Genomic DNA, 1485 nt, shown 5'->3' on the forward strand with positions numbered 1-1485 from the left:
CACCTCGTTATACATAAGTCTTGGCATTGGCTCGGTCGCGTAATTTCTCCATCGTTTTGGCTGCAACGTAGACATCCTTCATTCCGAGCCAGATAGTCTTGACGCCGGGTTCGCCGTCGCTTTTCCTGCCCAGAAATCCGCCCAGTCGGGCGATCAGTCGCAGTACGTCGTTGAGCTTGGGGTTGTCCGGCTCATCCTGATCATTCAACAGGTAAGCACTATGAATTTCGTCCGGATCGAAGAACAACGTGGCATCGAGGTCTGGACAGGTGCGCCCGCTGCGCATCAGGTAGGCGATCCGCCAGGCGACGACCAGGAACAAGGCCAACGCGCGTTCAAGCTTGACTATCGAGCCCAATTGCAACGCCTCGACGCGGCAGGCATTTTTCAAGACGTCAAACAGCATCTCGATTTCCCACCTGGCACGGTACCAGTCGATTAGCGTGACGGCGTCGATAGCGCTGTCGATCATTCGGTTCGTCAACAATCGCCATTCGATGGGCGTGACGCCAGACGGCGCGCCAATTTCGCGTGCAACGAGGCAGGTTGCTGTGACCGTTTCACCCTTACCGGCCGGCAGCTCGACGCGACGCGCCCACAGTTGCTGGCGCACAGTACGCGCTTTCGCGCCTTTGCGCGCGGGCATCAAAAAGCTGATCTCGCCCAGCGGCGCGCCGACAGTGGTGTGGGCCCACAGCTTGTCGCCATTGGGCAGGCAACGGTTGTGTTTGGCGCGCACCAGCCAGTCGGCCGGCGTGCCCAACTCCTGGGCCCGGGCCATCAGCGGCATCAGGTCCGCCTCGCGGTCGGCGACATACACCAGGCGCGTGCCAGGCAGATCGGGCGCAATCTCGGCAACGCGTTCGTAGCCTTCAATCCAGCGCAGGCTTTCCTTCGGACCGCCGCGCTGGCCGTCCGCGTCTTTCAAGGTGCGCGCCCACATCCAGGCGTTCAGGATCCCCAGTGGTTCTCGCTCGGGTGTGACTGCGTAAGTCGGGTGCACGTACATGCCACGTTGGGCCTCGTAGCTCAGCGGTCCCAAGCCCTTTGTTTCCTGACCGTTGAAGTCCAGTTCCGTTGTATCTTCCAGGCACAGGATCACCGGATACGCCGCCATACGCTGCTGCGTCTGCTGCCAATGCGGCGCCATCAAATCCTGCCAGTCAACGTTTTCGTTATCGAAGAAGCGATACGCCGCCACCGTCTCGCTCCAGCCCAGGCTGGCCTTCGGGATGCTCGCCATCGGATCGGCCGCAAATCGTTCCATCAATATTCTCGCTCGCTTGTTCAGACGCGCATCGCCCAAGTCCAGCTGGTCAAACTCCGTTGCTGCCCAGTGCGTCGATGCTGTCGTCAATTAGTTCACCCAAAAGACGAGAGTAAACGCGAAAACGATCAAGTTTACAAGGGCTGCTGCAAGTCATTGAAAGTAAACGATTTTTCAGCTCCGGCGTTCGGCGCTTCGGACTTGTGTATAACGAGGTG

At 59.3% G+C, this 1485-nt stretch carries 1 protein-coding gene; it reads right to left on the reverse strand.

Features of this window, described 5'->3' with window-relative positions; translation table 11 throughout:
* Positions 1-7: 7 nt before the first annotated feature.
* Positions 8-1357 (reverse strand): IS4 family transposase, encoded by a 1350-nt coding sequence (locus ACP7BZ_RS22895; RefSeq protein ID WP_426117501.1) that lies wholly within the window; start codon positions 1355-1357, stop codon positions 8-10.
* Positions 1358-1485: the final 128 nt, after the last annotated feature.

It is taken from the genome of Massilia sp. PWRC2 (genome assembly GCF_049896725.1).
In the GTDB taxonomy this organism is placed as follows: domain Bacteria; phylum Pseudomonadota; class Gammaproteobacteria; order Burkholderiales; family Burkholderiaceae_D; genus JAFCUW01.